The organism is Paraburkholderia sp. RL18-101-BIB-B (assembly GCF_046026985.1).
Taxonomy (GTDB): Bacteria; Pseudomonadota; Gammaproteobacteria; order Burkholderiales; family Burkholderiaceae; genus Paraburkholderia.
Window position 1 is genome coordinate 25542 of the sequence record NZ_JARESV010000063.1, and the last position, 18123, is coordinate 43664.

Here is an 18123-nt window from a genome sequence, read left to right on the forward strand (position 1 = left end):
GGCACGGCCTTCGCGCGCAGCAACCCGACGGCGCGGCAACGGCGCTTGCCCACATACCGCGCCGCTCCGCCGGATTTTCTTCAAAGGCCACCATGGCGTTTTCGATCCTCACCTTCACACGACAACGCGCACGAACACTGGCACGACGACTCGCGCGGCTCGGCGTCGCCGGCATCGCGCTCGTGCTGCTCGCGGGCGCGCCGCTGGCCGCCTTCGCGCTGACGCAAGCCGATGTCGCGCCGCTCGCCGGCGACGATTTCGATGCGAAATCCGCAGCCATCGACAAACTGATCGCCAATCACGACAAGGAATCGATGGCGGTGCTCAAAGCGCTATCCGAAGACAGCGCGCTCGCCACCGACGCGGGCGCCGTGCTGCTGCAGGACGGCGACACCGCGCACGATGCCGTCACCGGCAAGACCATCGCCGCGGGCGACGCCCAGCCGATCACGCTAAACAACCTGCTGCGCTCGAAAGTCGCCGGCGCGTTGTCCGGTCTGCAACTCGATGCACCGGACGTGGCGACGCGTGCCGCCGCAGTCACGGCGTTGCTGCAGAACCCCGATCCGTCGATCAAACCGCTCGTCGACGCGGCTCGCGCGAAGGAAACCGATCCCGCATTGAAGAAGCGCCTCGACACGCTGTGGGCGATGACGGCCCTGCACGACGCCGATCCGGCCAAGCGCCTCGAAGCCGTGCAACTGGTCGCCGCGCGGCACGACCTCGACATGAACGAACTGCTGCGGCCGCTCGTCGCGAAGAAGCCCGACGGCACCTTCGTGGAAGCCGACGACCGCGTGCGCGCCGCCGCGCAAAGCGGCATCGACGAACTCGATGCGATCCAGCGCCGCAGCCAGATCGCCGGCACGCTGTTCGCGGGCCTGTCGCTCGGCAGCGTGCTGCTGCTCGCCGCGCTGGGTCTCGCCATCACGTACGGGCTGATCGGCGTGATCAACATGGCGCACGGCGAATTTCTGATGATCGGCGCGTACGCGACCTATGTCGTGCAGAACCTGTTTCAGCGCTTCGCGCCCGGCGCATTCGACTGGTATCCGCTGCTCGCCATTCCAGCCTCGTTCGTCGCCGCGGGACTGGTGGGCATCGTGCTCGAACGGCTGGTGCTCAAGCATCTGTACGGCCGTCCGCTCGAAACGCTGCTAACCACGTTCGGCATCAGCCTGATCCTGATTCAGGCAACGCGCATGCTGTTCGGCGCGCAGAACGTGCAGGTGGTCAACCCGGCGTGGATGAGCGGCGGCGTCACCGTCTTGCCCAATCTGATCCTGCCGTACAACCGGCTCGCGATTCTCGCGTTCTCGCTGATCGTGGTCGGCATCGCATGGGCCGTGCTCACGAAGACGCGTCTCGGTCTCTTCGTGCGCGCCGTCACGCAGAACCGGCGCATGGCGGCCTGCGTCGGCGTGAAGACCGCACGGGTCGATTCGTATGCGTTCGCGTTCGGCGCGGGCATCGCGGGTCTGGGCGGCTGTGCGCTCTCGCAGATCGGCAATGTCGGACCGGACCTCGGCCAGAGCTACATCATCGATTCGTTCATGGCCGTGGTGCTGGGCGGCGTCGGTCAACTGGCCGGCACGGTGATCGGCGGCTTCGGGCTCGGGCTCATCAGCAAAGCGATCGAACCGTTCTGGGGCGCGGTGCTCGCGAAGATCGCCGTGCTCGTGCTGATCGTGTTGTTCATCCAGAAGCGTCCGCAGGGCATGTTCGCCCTCAAGGGCCGCAGCGCGGAGGCATGAGATGACATCGGCAACCTCATCGGCTCACGTCGGCGCAACGAGCGGCGGCGCACTAGCCGGCCGCGACCCGCAAGCAGGTTTCGCACTCGGCCTGCCGCCGCGCCCCGCGCTGTTGTCGCGGCGCGCATGGCTCGCGCTGATCGCGTTGATCATCGTCTTTGGCCTGGGCGTGCCGTTCGCCACGCTGGTGGTGCCGGAGACGAGCGCGCTGCATCTGTCCGCCTACGCGACGACGGTCACCGGCAAGTTCATGTGCTACGCGATCGCGGCGCTCGCGCTCGATCTCGTGTGGGGCTACTGTGGCATTCTGAGCCTCGGACACGCCCTGTTCTTCGCGCTCGGCGGCTACGCGATCGGCATGTACCTGATGCGCTCGATCGGTCACGAAGGCAAATACGGCAGCGACCTGCCCGACTTCATGGTGTTTCTCGACTGGCATCAACTGCCGTGGTACTGGCAAGGCACGCAGCATCTCGGTTACGCACTGCTGCTGGTGGTGCTGGTGCCGGCCGTGGTGGCGTGGGTGTTCGGCTTCTTCACGTTCCGCTCGCGGGTGAAGGGCGTCTATCTGTCGATCATCACGCAAGCCATGACCTTCGCCGCGATGCTGCTGTTCTATCGCAACGAAACGGGCTTCGGCGGCAATAACGGCTTTACCGACTTCAAGCGCATCGGCGGCTTTCCGATCACGCATCCCGGCACGCGCACCGCCCTCTTGCTGATCACCTTCGCGGTGCTGATCCTCGCCTTCCTCGGCGCGCGGGCGATCGTCACTTCGAAGCTCGGCCGTGTCGTCACCGCAGTGCGCGACGGCGAAACGCGTTTGATGTTCCTCGGTTACAGCCCGCTCGCGTACAAGCTGTTCGTGTGGACCGTGTCCGCCGTGTTGTGCGGCATCGCCGGCGCGCTGTACGTGCCGCAGGTCGGCATCATCAATCCGGGCGAGATGTCGCCGGGCAACTCGATCGAAATGGCGATCTGGGTCGCCGTGGGTGGACGCGGCACCTTGATCGGCCCGATCATCGGCGCCTTCGCGGTGAATGGCGCGAAGAGCTTCTTCACGGCGAACTTCCCTGAATACTGGCTGTTCTTTCTCGGTCTGATTTTCGTGCTGGTCCCGCTGTTCCTGCCGAACGGCATCATGGGACTGATCGAACTCGTGACGCGCAAGAGGAACCGCTCATGAACGAAAACCCGATGGTTCCTGATCTGGCTTTACCGGAAGAACCCGCTGAAACTTCGTTGAGCGGTGTCGCGAGCATGGGGCATGCGGTCGTGCCCGGCGAGATCGACGTGTCGCACGGCACGATCCTGTACCTCGAAGACGTGACCGTGAGCTTCGACGGCTTTCGCGCGCTGAATGCGCTGACCCTGCAGATCGATGCCGGCGAATTGCGTTGCATCATCGGTCCGAACGGCGCCGGCAAAACGACGATGATGGACGTCATCACCGGCAAGACGGAGCCGGATTCCGGCAAGGTGTATCTCGGCCAGTCGATCGACCTGACGCGCATGAACGAGCCGTCGATTGCGCGTGCTGGCATCGGCCGCAAGTTTCAGAAGCCCACGGTGTTCGAACAGCATCCCGTGTGGGAAAACCTCGAACTGGCGATGAAGGCCGACAAGGGCTGGTGGGCCTCGTTACGCGCGCGTCTGGATCGCGAGGCGCAAGCACGCATTGAAGAGACGTTGGCGCTGATCGGTCTGGAGAGCGAAGCGCGACGTCTTGCGGGCGAGCTGTCGCACGGTCAGAAGCAACGGCTCGAAATCGGCATGTTGCTGATGCAGCAGCCGGCGTTGCTGCTGCTCGACGAACCGGCCGCCGGCATGACCGACGACGAAACCATGCAGCTCGCCGAGCTGCTCAATCATCTGCGCGGCACCTGTTCGATGATGGTCGTCGAGCACGATATGGAGTTCGTCGCAGCGCTATCAGGCGAAGCCGGCAAGGTCACGGTGATGGCCGAAGGACGCGTACTCGCTCACGGCACGCTCGACGAAGTGAAGCGCGACGAGACGGTCATCGAGTCTTATCTGGGCCGGTGAAACGGGTCGGTGTAACAAAAGGGTCGAACGGACATGCTAGAAGTAGAAAACCTGAACCAGTACTACGGCGGCAGCCACATTCTGCGCGATGTGAAGCTCACCGTGCCCGACGGCAAACTCACCGTTCTGCTCGGCCGCAACGGCGTGGGCAAGACCACGCTGCTGCGCTGCCTGATGGGCGTCGTGCAAACGAAGAGCGGGTCCATCGCCTGGCGCGGTGCGTCGATCACCAAACTGCCCACCTACTCTCGCGTGGAAAAAGGCCTCGCTTATGTGCCGCAGGGGCGCGATATCTTTCCGCGGTTGACCGTCGAAGAAAATCTGCTGGTGGGCGCCGCCAGCAAGAAAGCGCCCAAGAAGATCCCGGATCGTATCTACGAACTGTTTCCGGTGTTGAAGGATATGCGCAGCCGCCGCGGCGGGGATCTCTCCGGCGGTCAGCAGCAGCAGCTTGCCATTGGGCGTGCGCTGATGAGCGATCCGCAATTGCTGATTCTCGATGAACCCACTGAGGGTATCCAGCCGTCGATCATTCAGGATATCGGCCGCACGCTGCGTCAACTGGTCGAGGAAATGGGCATGACGGTGCTGCTCGTCGAGCAGTACTACGACTTCGCCAAGGACATCGCCGATCGGTATTGGGTGATGAGCCGCGGCGAGATCATCGCGGGCGGAGAAGGCGCCAATATGGATGCGGATGGCGTGCGGACGTTGATCGCCGTGTGAGCGGCACCTGCGAGCCGGCGTGCTATTCTCACCGCATCCTGTGGCAACGCCGTTGAGCGTTGCCTGACGTGCGCAGGCACGATTTGCTTTTCTCCGTCTGGTCGCATTCCATTCGCATGTCGCTTCACGAAAATCACGTTACGCTCGCTGCCGCTCAGGCCGGTGCGCATTCGCTATGGCGCGCGCGTCTTGAACTTGGGTTCGTCAAAGATGGCGAACGGACTACGCTCAAGCACCGGTTGCATGATGGGCCGTTGCGGGTTCAAAGGGCGCTTTATCCTGAAGGACATGGCGTCTGTCATGCGGTGATCGTGCATCCGCCTGGAGGGATCGCGGGTGGGGATCGGCTTGCTATTGATGTCGATGTCGGTGACGGGGCGCATGCTGTTATTACCACGCCGGGGGCGACCAAGTGGTACAAGTCCAATGGACGTGAAGCGCAGCAGCATATCGCCGTGCGCGTCGGTGAGCGGGCTAAGCTCGATTGGCTGCCGCAGAATAATATCGTTTTCGATCAGGCGAATGCGAAGCTCGATTTTTCGTTGACGCTTGGTGAAGGCGCGACTGCGATCGGGTGGGATGCGACGCAGCTTGGGCGGCAGGCTGCTGGTGAACGGTGGTCCGATGGCCGCTTGTGTGCGGTGTCGCGGATTGTTGGGGCTAACGGGGAGTTGCTCTGGTTTGAACGGGCCAGTCTCTCGGCAAATGATTCGCTGCGCGATGCTGCTCAAGGGTTGGCAGGGTTTCCTGCCTATGGGACGCTTTGGGCCGTTGGGGATGCTTGTGATGATGCGCTTGCTGAAGCGTTGACTGCTCAACTGCCGTTTGATGATTCTGTTCGGGTCGCCGCTTCTTGTGTGACTTCTCGAGTGCTCGTCGTGCGCGGGGTTGCGAGGTCGATGGAGATGCTGCAGCGGGCGCTTATCAAATGCTGGATTCAGTTGCGGCCGGTTGTGCATGGGGTTGAGGGGGTGCCTTTGCGGATTTGGGCTACTTGAGGTTGGCCTTTCCTTGAAGTCACGGTGGTCTATTGGCGTTGCCCCTGTGCGGGGCGGCACCTACTTTCTTTGCATGCCGCAAAGAAAGTAGGCAAAGAAAGCGGCTTCACACCGCTAGCCCATAAGCGGGTCCCCCGCGCAGTCGCGGTAGTGGTGCATCTGGAATCCGTGCTCTCGCCCATTCCGCGTTCGTGACACAGCCGTCATTCTTCCGGCGGCGCTGCGCGCGCCGTCGCGGTCTTCGTACATGCATGTCTTGAAACGTCTGGACATTTAGATCGTATGGCCTAGCCTGGGTCCGTGCGGCCATTTACGTGCGAGGTCGCACATAACGCATTCCGCGATCCCCTTACAATCGTCCAGCGCAGATGAACGCTAAGGATCACCGAATGCGTTTCGTATACCTCGTCTTACCGGCCATCGTATGCTGCGCGTGCTCGCAGCATGATAGTCGCGCGGCCTTTTCTCCAGAGGATCGCGGTATCGAAAGCGCTGTGCACGAATGGAGAGACAAGTTCGACCCGCTGTGGCGATTTAACCGCACAACGTGCGGAGCCGGGAGCGTCGCGCTCGCTGATGTTAAAAGTCTGGTCCAGCAGCTCCTGCATGTGTCGACGGCGACTGCCTGCGATCGCTTGACAGCGCTGCCTGAAACCTACAACACGCAAGTCGACGGCAACCACGCGAACGTGGTGGTGCAAAACGTCGACGGCCGGCCGGGTAGTCGGATCCAGTTCGTTCTTGCTTCGTCGGCCGGCGGCTGGGCGGTGCAGAAAGTGTCGGCGGCAAGCCCGCTGTTCGCGACGACTATCTTCGACGCATCACAGGCAGGTTCTGGCGATGGGCGCATCGAGCCGGCTTATTCGGCATGGATTCCGCACGGCGCAGCGCCTTGGGACATCACTCACGTCATTAGCTACGGCCAATCGCTCAGCCAAGGGTTTTTTAATAAACCCGTGCTGTCCAACCGTCAGCGTTATTCCTCGTTACGATTCAACGGCGGCGTGCGGGCTCAAGACGGCGTGCAAAGCGAAGGCGTCGAAGTGGCGTACAAGCAGTTCGTACCGTTAGTCGAGACTCAATGGGGGGACAAGGCCGAGACGCCGACCAGCGGGACGCTGAATATGGCCATGCAATTGATCGAGCAGGAGAACCTGCAAAGTCATACGGAACTCCCCTACCGGTTCATTGGATCGGCACCGGGTGAAGGATCGATGGACATTGCGACGCTGTCGGCACCAGGGCGCTATTACTCACAGTTGCTGCGAGACATCGCCCAGGGAAAGCGGCTCGCAGACGCCCAAGGCAAGACTTACGGCGTCGGCGCAATCACGTGGACGCAAGGGGAAGCCGACGATTCCAGCCAGACATCGATTCCGACTTACATTGCGAAGCTAAGGAGCTTGCGGGCCGACGTCGATCGCGATGCCAAGGCATTGACGGGACAGAAACAGGACGTCGAGATGATCACCTATCAGGTGGCCACGCATCGCCATTTCGATCAGCGGTATCCGCACATCGCGCTCGCGCTGCTGGAAGCCAGCCACGAAGATCCACACATTCATCTGGCTGTGCCGATGTATCTCTTTCGTTACGTGGACGGTGGACATACCGACAATCGCAGCACCGAATGGATGGGCGCCTACTATGGGCTGGTCCTGAAGAGGATTCTGATCGACAAACAGACGTGGACGCCTCTCGAGCCGTTGAACTGGCGACGCGAGGGCACGACGGCCGTGCTGCGCTTCAATGTCCCCGCCCCGCCTCTCAGATGGGACACGACGCAGGTTGCGGGCAATTCGGACTATGGTTTCTCGTTGCGCCTGCCGTCCGGCGAGTTGCTGCCGATCCAGTCGGTATCGATCACCGGACCCGACGAGGTGAGCATTACGGCTAAATCGCCTATCCCTGCCGGTACGCACATTGAGTACGCATTCAACGGCGTTGGCGTCGCGGGAAGCCGTTATGGTCCGCGTGGCAATCTGCGGGATTCACAGGGCGACGCGATCCGCTTCAATGACGGACGCGAATCGATGCGCCTCGACAACTGGTGCGTGATTTTCGATGTGCAGCTTTAGCACTACATGAAGGCCCGGCCGCATCGCATGGCAACATGAACCCGAACGAGGGAATGGTGAAAGAAGAACGCATCAGAGGCGGCCTGGCAATTTCCATCATTGCGATCGTGTGCGCCGAAGTGCTGCACCGGATCAGCGACGCCGGTTTCCTGCAAGATGGTCACGTGTCTCGCGTCCTGAAGATTCTTCAGTACGCCGCAAGCACGTTGGGATACCCGACGGTCTTCTTCCTTCTCGGCATGAGTACGCTAGCGTGTTTGCAACTCTCTCGCGCTGCGCTGCTGAAATCAATCGCCCTGGCCGTGCTCTATCCCTATCTGCTGTGGTCGATATTGCAGATGGCTGTGCAGTGGCTCGTCGCGGACTATAAAGACTACGCCGCCGAGCAGTTCGAATTGACTCGTCTGGCATCGGCACCCGTTGGGCAATTCTGGTTTCTTTACGCGCTGTTCATCTGTCAGATCGTCGCGTGCATCACCGTATGGCCACGGCCCACAAAGGTCCGATGCGCGTTGACGGTGGCAAATCGCGGCCTGATCGCCGCGATGATCCTCGTCAGCGCCACCGTCGCGATACGGAGCCACTGGGGCGTCGTCACGATGACGTGTTGGGGCCTTGTCTTCTTTCTGTCCGGCGTGCTGCTCGCCTCCCGGTCGGACCGGCAAAGCGGCAACGCCTCTGGCCTTCGCGTCGCGTTGGTAGCGGGAATCGCGTTTGCAGCCGCCGCGATCGTGGGGCAACGTTCAGGCCACTATCTGGACTTATATTCTCTACTGACAAGTTTTCTGGGTATCGCGGCGGCCCTTTCGGTTGGACGGTGCCTGCCGATATGGCGAACGTCGCGCTGGATCGCGTCGATCGGCTCCTCGTGGAAGCCGGTCTACCTCCTGCATGTGTTCGCAACCGCGTTGGTCTGGAATGCGTTGCTGGCCCGCGGCATCAGTCAGCCACTTGTCCACTTCGTGCTCGGGAGTGCGGCCGGTTTGGCGTTACCGATAGCGATCTATCTGATAACGAAGCGCCTTGGAATCGCGAGTTGGGCAGGCTTCGATGAGCTTGCGGCAGTGCGGAGCGAAGGCACGCCGTTTTCAGGCGCCGCTCCGCGGAGTCCTGACAAGGCCGCAAAGTCACGTGCGTGACTTTGGCCATCGGGAGTCGTGTCGGCGTCAAGCATGAGCGCTGCTTCACTGGCACGGTGTGGCCTTTCACCGGCGTAAGACAGGGCGTGCACCAATCCGGCGCATGTCGACGCCTCAACTGAGTGCATCGCTCGTCCTTCCGTGCCGCCAGCCCATGCTGCACCGCCATGGCACATACCTTGCGTCGCCATTCCCCACGATGCTGCCGCGTCCTGACGGCAGCCGACCGGCTCGTCGCCACCACCGCTCACAGAACATGACTCGATCGACTCTTCGCCCCGCGCGTCGCGCCTGGCTCGCCGCACTGCTGCTCTCGCCCGTCCTCGCCGTCAATGCGGCCGCCGCTCACGCGGATACGCTCGATAACATCGCCAAGGCGGGTGTGCTCAAAGTCGCCGTGCCGGAAGACTATCCGCCGTTCGGTTCGGTCGGCGCGGACATGAAGCCGCAAGGTTACGACATCGACACCGCCGCCCTGCTCGCGAAGTCGATGAACGTGAAGCTCGAACTCGTGCCGGTCAATAGCGCCAATCGCATCCCCTATCTGCAAACCGGCAAGGTCGATCTGGTGATCTCGTCGCTCGGCAAGACGCCGGATCGCGAGAAGGTGATCGATTTTTCGACCGCCTATGCGCCGTATTACCAGGGCGTGTTCGGTCCCACCGATATCAAGGTCAGCGGCCCCGCGGATCTGACCGGCAAGACGGTCGGCGCAACCCGCGGCGCGCTGGAGGAAATCGGTCTCACGCAAATGGCGCCGAACGCGACCATCAAGCGCTTTGAGGACAACAACGCGACTATCGCCGCGTTCCTGTCGGGCCAGGTGCAGTTGATCGCCGCGGGCAACATCGTCGCGGCCGCGATCCTCGCGAAGAATCCGCCGCGCCGTCCGGAACCGAAGTTCGTCATCAAGAATTCGCCGTGCTTCGTTGGCATGAACAAGAACGAACCACGCCTGCAGCAGAAGGTGAACGCCGCCATCGTGCAAGCGAAGCAGGACGGCACGCTCAACACGATGTCGAAGAAGTGGTTCAGCGCGCCGCTGCCGGCTGATCTGTAAGCGCGCCGTTAGCCGAACTTGATACCGTGACTGGCTTATCCGGCATTGCACTCGTCATGGACACATCCCGTGCAGCGCACGCGATCGCGGCCATGACGCGCAGCGTCTATCATTGTCGCGGCCGGTCCCGCCCGGGATCGTCACAACGACCGTTGCAACCCTACGCACTCATTCGATGAAGCTGACACCTCGCGAGAAGGACAAGCTGCTGATCTTCACCGCCGCGCTGCTTGCCGAACGGCGCCGTGCGCGCGGCCTCAAACTGAACTATCCGGAAGCGATCGCCTTCATCACCGCCGCGCTGATGGAAGCGGCTCGCGACGGCAAGACCGTCGCCGAGGTGATGCACTACGGCACCACCCTGCTCACCCGCGACGACGTCATGGAAGGCGTGCCGGAGATGATTCCCGACATTCAGGTCGAAGCCACGTTCCCAGACGGCACCAAGCTCGTCACCGTTCACCATCCGATTCCCTAATCACCGAAATCACATAAGGCAGCCCCAGATGATTCCCGGCGAACTCCTCATCGACGACGGCGAACACGAACTCAACGCGGGCCGCGCCACCGTCACGGTGGTCGTGTCGAATACCGGCGACCGTCCGGTGCAAATCGGCTCGCACTATCACTTCTATGAAGTGAACGAGGCGCTCGCGTTCGATCGCGAAGCCGCGCGCGGCTTCCGGTTGAACATCGCGGCGGGCACCGCCGTGCGCTTCGAACCCGGCCAGGAGCGCACCGTCGAACTGGTTGCATTGGCGGGCGATCGCGTCGTCTACGGCTTCAACGGCAAGGTGATGGGCAAGCTGTGAGGCCCCGCCCTCTCTCGTCACGAGCCCAGATCGCCCTGTTCATTTCCGGACCCACACCATGACCTTACGCATTGGCCGCCGCGCGTACGCGGAAATGTTCGGCCCCACCACCGGCGACCGCGTGCGCCTCGCCGACACTGAATTGCTGATCGAAGTCGAGCGTGACTTCACCACCTACGGCGAAGAAGTGAAATTCGGCGGCGGCAAAGTGATTCGCGACGGCATGGGCCAGTCGCAGCGCGTGCATGCCGACGTGGTCGATACCGTCGTGACGAATGCCGTGATTCTGGATCACTGGGGCATCGTCAAGGCCGACATCGGCATCAAGGACGGCCGCATCGCCGCGATCGGCAAAGCGGGCAATCCCGACATCCAGCCGAACGTGACGATCGCGATCGGCGCCTCCACCGAAGTGATCGCGGGCGAAGGCCTGATCGTGACGGCGGGCGGCATCGACACGCATATTCACTTCATCAGCCCGCAGCAGATCGAGGAAGCGCTCGCGAGCGGTGTGACCACCATGCTCGGCGGCGGCACCGGTCCGGCCACGGGCACGAACGCCACCACCTGTACGCCGGGTCCGTGGCATCTCGAACGCATGCTGCAAGCGGCTGACGGTTATCCGATGAATCTCGGCTTTCTCGGGAAGGGCAACGTGAGCCAGCCGCAGCCGGCGCTGGAGCAGATCGCCGCGGGCGCCATCGGTTTGAAGTTGCATGAGGACTGGGGCACCACGCCGGCGGCGATCGACAACTGTCTCTCCGTCGCCGACGACACCGACACGCAGGTCGCAATCCACACGGACACGCTGAACGAAGCGGGTTTTGTCGAAGCGACCGTGGCCGCGTTCAAGGGCCGCACGATCCACACGTATCACACGGAAGGCGCGGGAGGCGGCCACGCGCCGGACATCATCAAGGTGTGCGGCGAAGCGAACGTGCTGCCCTCCTCGACCAATCCGACGCGCCCGTACACCGTCAACACGCTCGAAGAGCACCTCGACATGCTGATGGTGTGCCATCACCTCGATCCGTCGATTGCGGAAGACATCGCGTTCGCCGAATCGCGCATTCGCCGCGAAACGATTGCCGCCGAAGACATCCTGCACGATCTCGGCGCGCTGTCGATGCTGTCGTCGGATTCGCAGGCCATGGGCCGAGTCGGCGAAGTGATCATCCGCACGTGGCAGACGGCGCACAAGATGAAGGTGCAACGCGGCGCGCTGCCAGAGGACAATGCGCACCACGACAACTTCCGTGCGAAGCGCTACGTCGCCAAGTACACGATCAACCCGGCGATCACGCACGGCATCGCGCATGAAGTCGGCTCGATCGAGCCGGGCAAGTGGGCTGACCTGGTGTTCTGGGAACCGGCGTTCTTCGGCATCAAGCCGTCGCTGATCCTCAAGGGCGGCATGATCGCCATGGCGCAGATGGGCGATCCCAACGCGTCGATTCCGACGCCGCAGCCGGTGCATTATCGCGAGATGTTCGCGACGCGCGGCGGCGCATTGGGACGCACGTCGCTGACCTTCGTCTCGCAGATCGCCGCCGATGCCGGCGTCGGCGAACGCTACGGCCTGAACAAGCGTATCGTTGCGGTCAGGAACTGCCGCAACATCTCGAAGGCAGACATGATCCACAATGCGTGGCGCCCGGCGATCAGCGTCGATCCGGAAACCTATCAGGTGATCGCCGACGGTCAGTTGCTGACCTGCGAACCGGCCACCGTGCTGCCGATGGCGCAACGCTACTTTCTGTTCTAAATCATGCGCACCATCGACAAACTCATCGCGCCGCATCTGAAGCTCGCACCCGTGCTGGTCAAGCGCGCACCGACCCTGACGCTGGCGTTCGACGACCGGCGCAAGAGCCGGCTCGCGGCCACGCTCGATAGCGGCGAAGAAGTCGCGCTGCTGCTGCCGCGCGGCACTGTGCTGCGTGAGGGCGACGTCCTGGTCGCCGACGACGGCGGCCTCGTGCGCGTCGTCGCCGCGCCGGAAACGGTGCTCTACGTGCGCGCGAAAGATGCGTTGACGCTCACGCGCGCCGCCTATCACCTCGGCAATCGCCACACGCCGGTGGAAGTCGGTGCGGACTATCTGAAGCTCGAATACGATCCGGTGCTGGCCGACATGCTCAAGCGCATCGGCGCGACGGTCGATCAGGTCTCGATGCCGTTCCAGCCGGAATCCGGCGCGTATGGCGGCGGCCATAAGCATGGTCACGACGAAACCTTCGCCGAAGACTATGCGCTCGCGCAGCAGGTGTTCGGCGAGCATCATGGGCATGAGCATTCGCATGACCATGAGCATGGGCATAGCCACGCGGCGCAAGGGCATGCGCATTCGCACGGCCATGAGCACGGCCATGAGCACGCGCACGATCATGACCACGATCACGGCGATCACGTCCACGACGAATCGTGCGGTCACGGGCATCACCACCATCATGCGCATCGCTGAACTGACGGCGCTGCTGCATCTTGCGTCGCCGGCGCTGCCGATTGGCGCTTTCAGCTACTCGCAGGGTCTCGAAGCGGCCATCGAAGCACAACTGATCACCGATGCCGACTCCGCCCGCGAGTGGATCGCCAGCGGCTTGACCGACGTGCTCGCGCACGCCGAACTGCCTTTCCTTGCGCATCAGATGGAACGCTGGCGCACGCATGACGCCTCGGCCCTCGCGCACGCCAACAGCGAATTCCTGGCGAGCCGTGAATCCGCGGAATTGCGCCGCGAAACGGAACAAATGGGCTGGTCGTTGCGGCAGCTGTGCGTATCGCTCGAATGGGGCGATGCCGAGCGACGCGCGACGCTCGCCTCGATGACGCCGCTCGCTCAACCCACCGCGTTTGCCTTCGCCGCCTACGCCCACGACGCAGCCGTCGACGCCGCCCTCGCCGCCTACGCCTTCAGCTGGGTGGAAAACCAGGCGGCCGCCGCGTTGAAGGCCGTGCCGTTGGGCCAGCTCGCCGGTCAACGCATCATCGTCGCGTTGCGCGAGCCGATCGATGCCGCCGTCACGCGCGCCATGGCCACGTCGCCCGAAAACATCAACACCTTCGCGCCGCAACTCGGCATTCTCTCGGCGCGTCACGAGTCGCAGTATTCGCGGCTCTTTCGCTCATAACACGAACTACCATGAACGCACCTCATCATCCTGCCCATTCGTCCGTCCGCACGAAGAAACTGCCGCCGCTGCGCGTGGGCGTCGGCGGCCCGGTCGGCTCGGGCAAGACCACGCTGCTCGAAATGCTCTGCAAGGCGATGCGCGAACAGTACGACCTCGTCGCCATCACCAACGACATCTATACGAAAGAGGACCAGCGTCTGTTGACGGTAGCGGGCGCGTTGCCGGCTGAACGGATCATGGGCGTCGAGACGGGCGGCTGTCCGCACACGGCGATTCGCGAGGACGCGTCGATCAATCTCGAAGCCGTCGACCGCATGCTGACGCGTTTTCCCGATGCCGACATCGTGTTCATCGAATCGGGCGGCGACAACCTCGCGGCGACGTTCAGTCCGGAACTGTCGGACCTGACGATCTATGTGATCGACGTGGCGGGTGGCGAGAAGATTCCGCGTAAAGGCGGCCCCGGCATCACGAAGTCCGATCTGCTGGTGATCAACAAGACGGACCTTGCGCCGATGGTCGGCGCGAATCTCGAAGTGATGGCGTCGGACGCGAAGAAGATGCGCGGTGAGCGGCCCTTCGTGATGTGCAATCTGAAGGCGCTCGACGGCTTGGATGTGGTGGTGAAGTTTATCGAGGAGAAGGGGTTGTTGAAGGTGTAAGGCGCGGGCGCGCGTGCCGCGTTTGCGCCCACGCTCTCACTCCCCCTCCGGCAACAACGCCATCAACACATCCACGGTCCGCGCCGTCGCGCCGCGATGGCGCGCCGCGAACGCCGACGCTGCGCCGCCCATAGCCAGCCTGCGCGCCTTGTCGCCAAACAGTTCACGCAACGCGCGCCCCAGATCGGCCGGATCTTTCACCTGCACGGCGGCGCCCGCCGCCACGGCATCCGCGGTGGCTTGCGTAAAGTTGAATACGTGCGGGCCGATCAGCACCGGGACACCGACCGCACACGCCTCGATCAGGTTCTGCCCGCCCAACGGCAACAGACTGCCGCCGATGAACGCCAGATCCGAAGCGGCATAGTAAGCGCCCAATTCGCCCATCGAATCGCCCAGCAGCACGTTCACGCGCGCAGGCAGCGCAGGCACGCCGCTGCTTGCCGCCGATGCCACGTTCGCATCCGGCGCCCACGCCGAGCGGCGCTCGAGCCGTAGCCCGGCCTTCTCGACCAGCCCCGCCACTTCGTTGAAACGTTGCGGGTGACGCGGCACGAGAATCAGCAGCGCGTTGTCGATACCGAGCGCCGCGAACGCCTGCAGCACCAGTTCCTCTTCGCCTTCGCGCGTGCTCGCCGCGACCCACACTGGACGCGCGCCGATCGCCGCGCGCCATGCATGCCCGCGCGCCGCCAGCTCCGGCGGCGTGCTCATGTCGAATTTCAGATTGCCGAGCACGGCGGCGTTGCGCGCGCCGAGCGCGGTCAGCCGCTCGGCATCCGATGGACTCTGCGCCAGCACGCGCGCAAAGCCGCCGAACACGTCCTTGGTCGCACTGCCGAACTTGGCCGCGCGCTTGTACGAGCGCGCCGACATCCGCGCATTGGTGAGCACCAGCGGCACATCCGCGCGACGGCATTCGTCGATCAGCGTCGGCCACACTTCGGTTTCCATCACCAGACCGAGCGACGGCCGCCACGTCCGCAAAAACCGCCGCACGGCATGCGGCATGTCGTACGGCAGATAGCTGCGCAACACGCGTTCGCCGAAAATCTGCTCGCCGGTGGCGCGCCCGCTCGGCGTCATGTGCGTCAAAAGAATGCGTGCGTCGGGACGCGCCTTCATCAACGCGTCGATCAGCGGTTGCGCGGCGCGCGTCTCGCCCACGGACACCGCGTGCACCCAGATCAGCGGCGCATCGTCTTCAGGCAACCTGCCACGCGAGTAGCCGAACCGCTCACCGATATGCTCGCGATAGCCGCGTTCCTTGCGCGAGCGGATCAACAGGCGCAATACCGCCAGCGGCGCGATGATCCACCAGAGCGCGTGATAGATCGCCCTCAGCATCGGCGCTCCGTCCGACTGAAGGAACCAGCCAACGCGCAGAGCGGAACCGGCAAATAGAGGAGCGCGGCGCTCAAACCAGCGCCCTGCCCTTCAGGCGCTCGAGAATGCCGAGCGGCGCGCATTCCGGTTGCGCCATCGACTTGACCGGCAGGAAGAAGGTCTGCTCCAGCATGAACTGGCCGGACATCACCGCGTGCGAAGTCTGATCCGAGAAACACACCCACACGCTGCCGGGCGGAAACGGCATGGTCTCCTGCGGGCTCGACTTCTGATAGTCGAGATCGGCCTTCATGCCGTCGTGCAGATGCAGCATCAGATGGTCGTACTCGCTGCGCGGCGACTTGGTCACGTGCAGCAGGTTCAACAGCCACGCCGCGCCCGGCATCTGCGGCTTGATGCGCGGCAGGAAGCGTTTGGCCATGTCCTCGAACGGTTCGCCGACACGCCACACGCGCGGCGCGCCATGCGGATTGACGTTGGTGAACACGCGCAGAATGCGCTCGCCATAGTTCGGCCGCGAAGGAAAGGCGTCCACATGCAGACGGCTATCGTCTTTGCGCCATGACGTCTCGCGCGTTTCCACCTGATGCAGCCGCAGGCTGGTCGGCGCCACGCGCAGCCTGCCGTTGTATTCGGGAAAAAGCCCGTCGACCAGCGTGCGCGCATTGGTCTGATAACGCGCGATCAACGCGCGCACGGCGGATTGGGTAACGGCGTCGCCGGCCACGCCGTGCAACGCGCCGCCATTCGGTTCGAGGCTGATGTTCTTGCGGCTCGGATCGGCGAGCGCGGGGTCGAGCAGCGCCTGTTCGCCACCTTCGATCGCGAAGCGCAGATTGGGGAAGTACAGCACTTTGCCGCGTTCGACGCCGGCAAGCAGCGTCTCGCGCGGCACGGACAGATTGCGTCCGTGCCAGTCGGCGTTCGCTACTTCGATGATCTGGGTTTCGTTCATGGTCGCCCTTGAAAACGGTTGGAGCGCAAGGCGAAGCGCCCCGGACGTGTCATAGCAGGCCGAAGCCCGCGAGTGCCGACTTCACCTGTTGCAGCGTGGGCGGCTGTCCGGCCGTGCCGAGATTGACGACGTTCGGCGACCAGTAGCCGCCAGTACGCCACGCAGTGGCGAAATTGTACAACTCGACCGTGGGCCGCTTCAGCGCCGCGGCGATGTGAACCAGACCTGTGTCAACTCCAACCGTGGCGGCCGCGCCTTCGATCAACCCTACCACCGCCGGCAACGAGAGCTTTGGCGGCACGATGGCCGCCGCACCGAATTCCTTGGCGAGGCGCTCGCTGGTGGCGCGCTCCTCCTCGCTGCCCCACGGCAGCACGATCGACGCGCCGCGCCGCACCAGCGACTGCCCCAGTTCGATCCAGGCGGTGTCGGGCCACTGCTTGTCGGCGCGCGACGTGGCGTGCACGAACACGACGTACGGCACCGGCAGGTTCAGATTCGCCTCCGACAAAGCCAGCGCGGCGCGCCCGGTGTCGATGCCGAAGTCGATGTCGTCGGTGGGTTGCGGCGGCGGGTCGTCCAGCGCCGCGGCCACCAGTTGGCGCGTGCGCTCGACCACATGGGTGCGCGGCTCGATCGGCACGCGCTTGTCGTAGAAGAAGCGCACCGGCCATTCGAAGCCCGCGCCGTCGGTGCGGTTCGCAAGGCCGGCCAGCGGCCCGCGCGCCATGCTCGCGACCCACGCGGTCTTGATGAGCCCCTGGCAGTCGATCACGAGGTCGTAGTGTTCGGCGGCAAGCGCGCGGCGGAAAGCGCCGATCTCGCGCCAGTTGTCGACCGACAGAATGCGCTTGCGCCAGCGCCGCAGGGACACGGGAATCGCCCGCCGCACGCCGTTCACGAGTTGCACGAGGCCCACGAAGCTTTCTTCGACCAGCCAGTCGATCTGGGCGTCGGGATGGCGGCGTCGGATGTCGGCGATCACCGGCATGTTGTGAACGACGTCGCCCAATGACGACACCCTCACGATCAGTATCTTTTGCACACTCAAGAGTGGGAAAACCGGCTATCCGGCCCGAAGATGCGTTGAGAGAGCCCCCGAACCCCGGTGGGCGATGAGAAAACCTGGGGCGGCCCGGCGTTCTGTTAAAAGCGCCCCCACCCCCGAGGGGTGAGAAAACTTGGGGCGGCCCGGCGTTTTGTTAAAAGTGCCCCCACCCCCAAGGGGTGAGAAAACTTGGGGCGGCCCGGCGTTTTCTCGCGAGGACGGCAATTCTAGCGCGTTACATGTAAATGGCATGAAAAAACGCGGCGCGGTAAGAGAAACCCGCGCCGCGTTCGACGGCCGCCGCGGTTCGAACCGAACCCCCGCGCCCCCCCCGGGGTTTTTTAGGGCCCGGGGGGGGCCGGGG

General features: G+C 63.6%; 17 protein-coding genes. 14 read left to right on the top strand and 3 right to left on the bottom strand.

Features of this window, described 5'->3' with window-relative positions; all coding sequences use genetic code 11:
- Positions 1–92: 92 nt before the first annotated feature.
- From urtB to ureG, 14 genes are all read left to right on the top strand, one after another.
- Positions 93–1754 carry an urea ABC transporter permease subunit UrtB gene (urtB, locus tag P0D73_RS41410; protein ID WP_408435648.1) on the top strand — a complete coding sequence of 554 codons (1662 nt, stop codon included), beginning with the start codon at positions 93–95 and terminating at the stop codon, positions 1752–1754.
- A 1-nt stretch (position 1755) separates the two neighbouring features.
- A complete protein-coding gene (gene urtC / locus P0D73_RS41415; protein WP_408179417.1) occupies positions 1756–2940 on the top strand; it encodes an urea ABC transporter permease subunit UrtC in 1185 nt (394 codons plus the stop codon).
- Complete coding sequence (gene urtD / locus P0D73_RS41420) at positions 2937–3800, top strand: urea ABC transporter ATP-binding protein UrtD (RefSeq protein WP_132375785.1); 864 nt, start codon at positions 2937–2939, stop codon at positions 3798–3800. Before urtC ends, urtD begins: the two co-directional genes overlap by 4 nt.
- 33 nt (positions 3801–3833) lie before the next feature.
- Positions 3834–4526 (top strand): urea ABC transporter ATP-binding subunit UrtE, encoded by a 693-nt coding sequence (gene urtE / locus P0D73_RS41425; RefSeq protein ID WP_408179416.1) that lies wholly within the window; start codon positions 3834–3836, stop codon positions 4524–4526.
- Positions 4527–4642: 116 nt separating this feature from the next.
- Positions 4643–5524 carry an urease accessory protein UreD gene (locus P0D73_RS41430; protein ID WP_408179415.1) on the top strand — a complete coding sequence of 294 codons (882 nt, stop codon included), beginning with the start codon at positions 4643–4645 and terminating at the stop codon, positions 5522–5524.
- 635 nt (positions 5525–6159) lie between these two features.
- Positions 6160–7602, top strand: a complete 1443-nt coding sequence (locus P0D73_RS41435) for a hypothetical protein (protein ID WP_408179414.1) — start codon at positions 6160–6162, stop codon at positions 7600–7602.
- 35 nt (positions 7603–7637) lie between these two features.
- Entirely contained in the window at positions 7638–8741 is a 1104-nt protein-coding gene (locus P0D73_RS41440) for an acyltransferase family protein (protein ID WP_408435650.1), read from the top strand.
- Between the two features lie 256 nt (positions 8742–8997).
- Positions 8998–9801: a transporter substrate-binding domain-containing protein gene (locus tag P0D73_RS41445; protein WP_408435652.1), complete on the top strand. Its 804-nt coding sequence runs from the start codon at positions 8998–9000 to the stop codon at positions 9799–9801.
- A gap of 175 nt (positions 9802–9976) precedes the next feature.
- The gene (gene ureA, locus P0D73_RS41450) at positions 9977–10279 is read left to right on the top strand and encodes an urease subunit gamma (protein ID WP_011487082.1); all 303 of its coding nucleotides are present in this window, start codon (positions 9977–9979) and stop codon (positions 10277–10279) included.
- A 28-nt stretch (positions 10280–10307) separates the two neighbouring features.
- On the top strand, positions 10308–10613 hold the full coding sequence (locus P0D73_RS41455) for an urease subunit beta (protein WP_408179412.1): 306 nt from the start codon (positions 10308–10310) through the stop codon (positions 10611–10613).
- 58 nt (positions 10614–10671) lie between these two features.
- Positions 10672–12378: an urease subunit alpha gene (ureC, locus tag P0D73_RS41460; RefSeq protein WP_132375796.1), complete on the top strand. Its 1707-nt coding sequence runs from the start codon at positions 10672–10674 to the stop codon at positions 12376–12378.
- Between the two features lie 3 nt (positions 12379–12381).
- Positions 12382–13077: an urease accessory protein UreE gene (gene ureE, locus P0D73_RS41465; protein WP_408179411.1), complete on the top strand. Its 696-nt coding sequence runs from the start codon at positions 12382–12384 to the stop codon at positions 13075–13077.
- Positions 13064–13744, top strand: a complete 681-nt coding sequence (locus P0D73_RS41470; RefSeq protein WP_408283448.1) for an urease accessory protein UreF — start codon at positions 13064–13066, stop codon at positions 13742–13744. The genes ureE and P0D73_RS41470 overlap by 14 nt, the downstream gene beginning before the upstream one ends.
- A gap of 11 nt (positions 13745–13755) precedes the next feature.
- Positions 13756–14409, top strand: coding sequence for an urease accessory protein UreG (ureG, locus tag P0D73_RS41475; RefSeq protein WP_132375800.1), 654 nt, complete (start codon positions 13756–13758; stop codon positions 14407–14409).
- Between the two features lie 36 nt (positions 14410–14445).
- Here ureG and waaA read toward each other — a convergent pair whose 3' ends face one another.
- The 3 genes from waaA to waaC all read right to left on the bottom strand — a co-directional run bounded on the left by waaA (position 14446) and on the right by waaC (position 17762).
- Entirely contained in the window at positions 14446–15756 is a 1311-nt protein-coding gene (waaA, locus tag P0D73_RS41480) for a lipid IV(A) 3-deoxy-D-manno-octulosonic acid transferase (protein WP_408435654.1), read from the bottom strand.
- 70 nt (positions 15757–15826) lie between these two features.
- A complete protein-coding gene (gene kdoO, locus P0D73_RS41485; protein WP_132375803.1) occupies positions 15827–16711 on the bottom strand; it encodes a Kdo hydroxylase KdoO in 885 nt (294 codons plus the stop codon).
- Positions 16712–16760: 49 nt separating this feature from the next.
- Positions 16761–17762 carry a lipopolysaccharide heptosyltransferase I gene (gene waaC, locus P0D73_RS41490; RefSeq protein ID WP_408435656.1) on the bottom strand — a complete coding sequence of 334 codons (1002 nt, stop codon included), beginning with the start codon at positions 17760–17762 and terminating at the stop codon, positions 16761–16763.
- Positions 17763–18123: the final 361 nt, after the last annotated feature.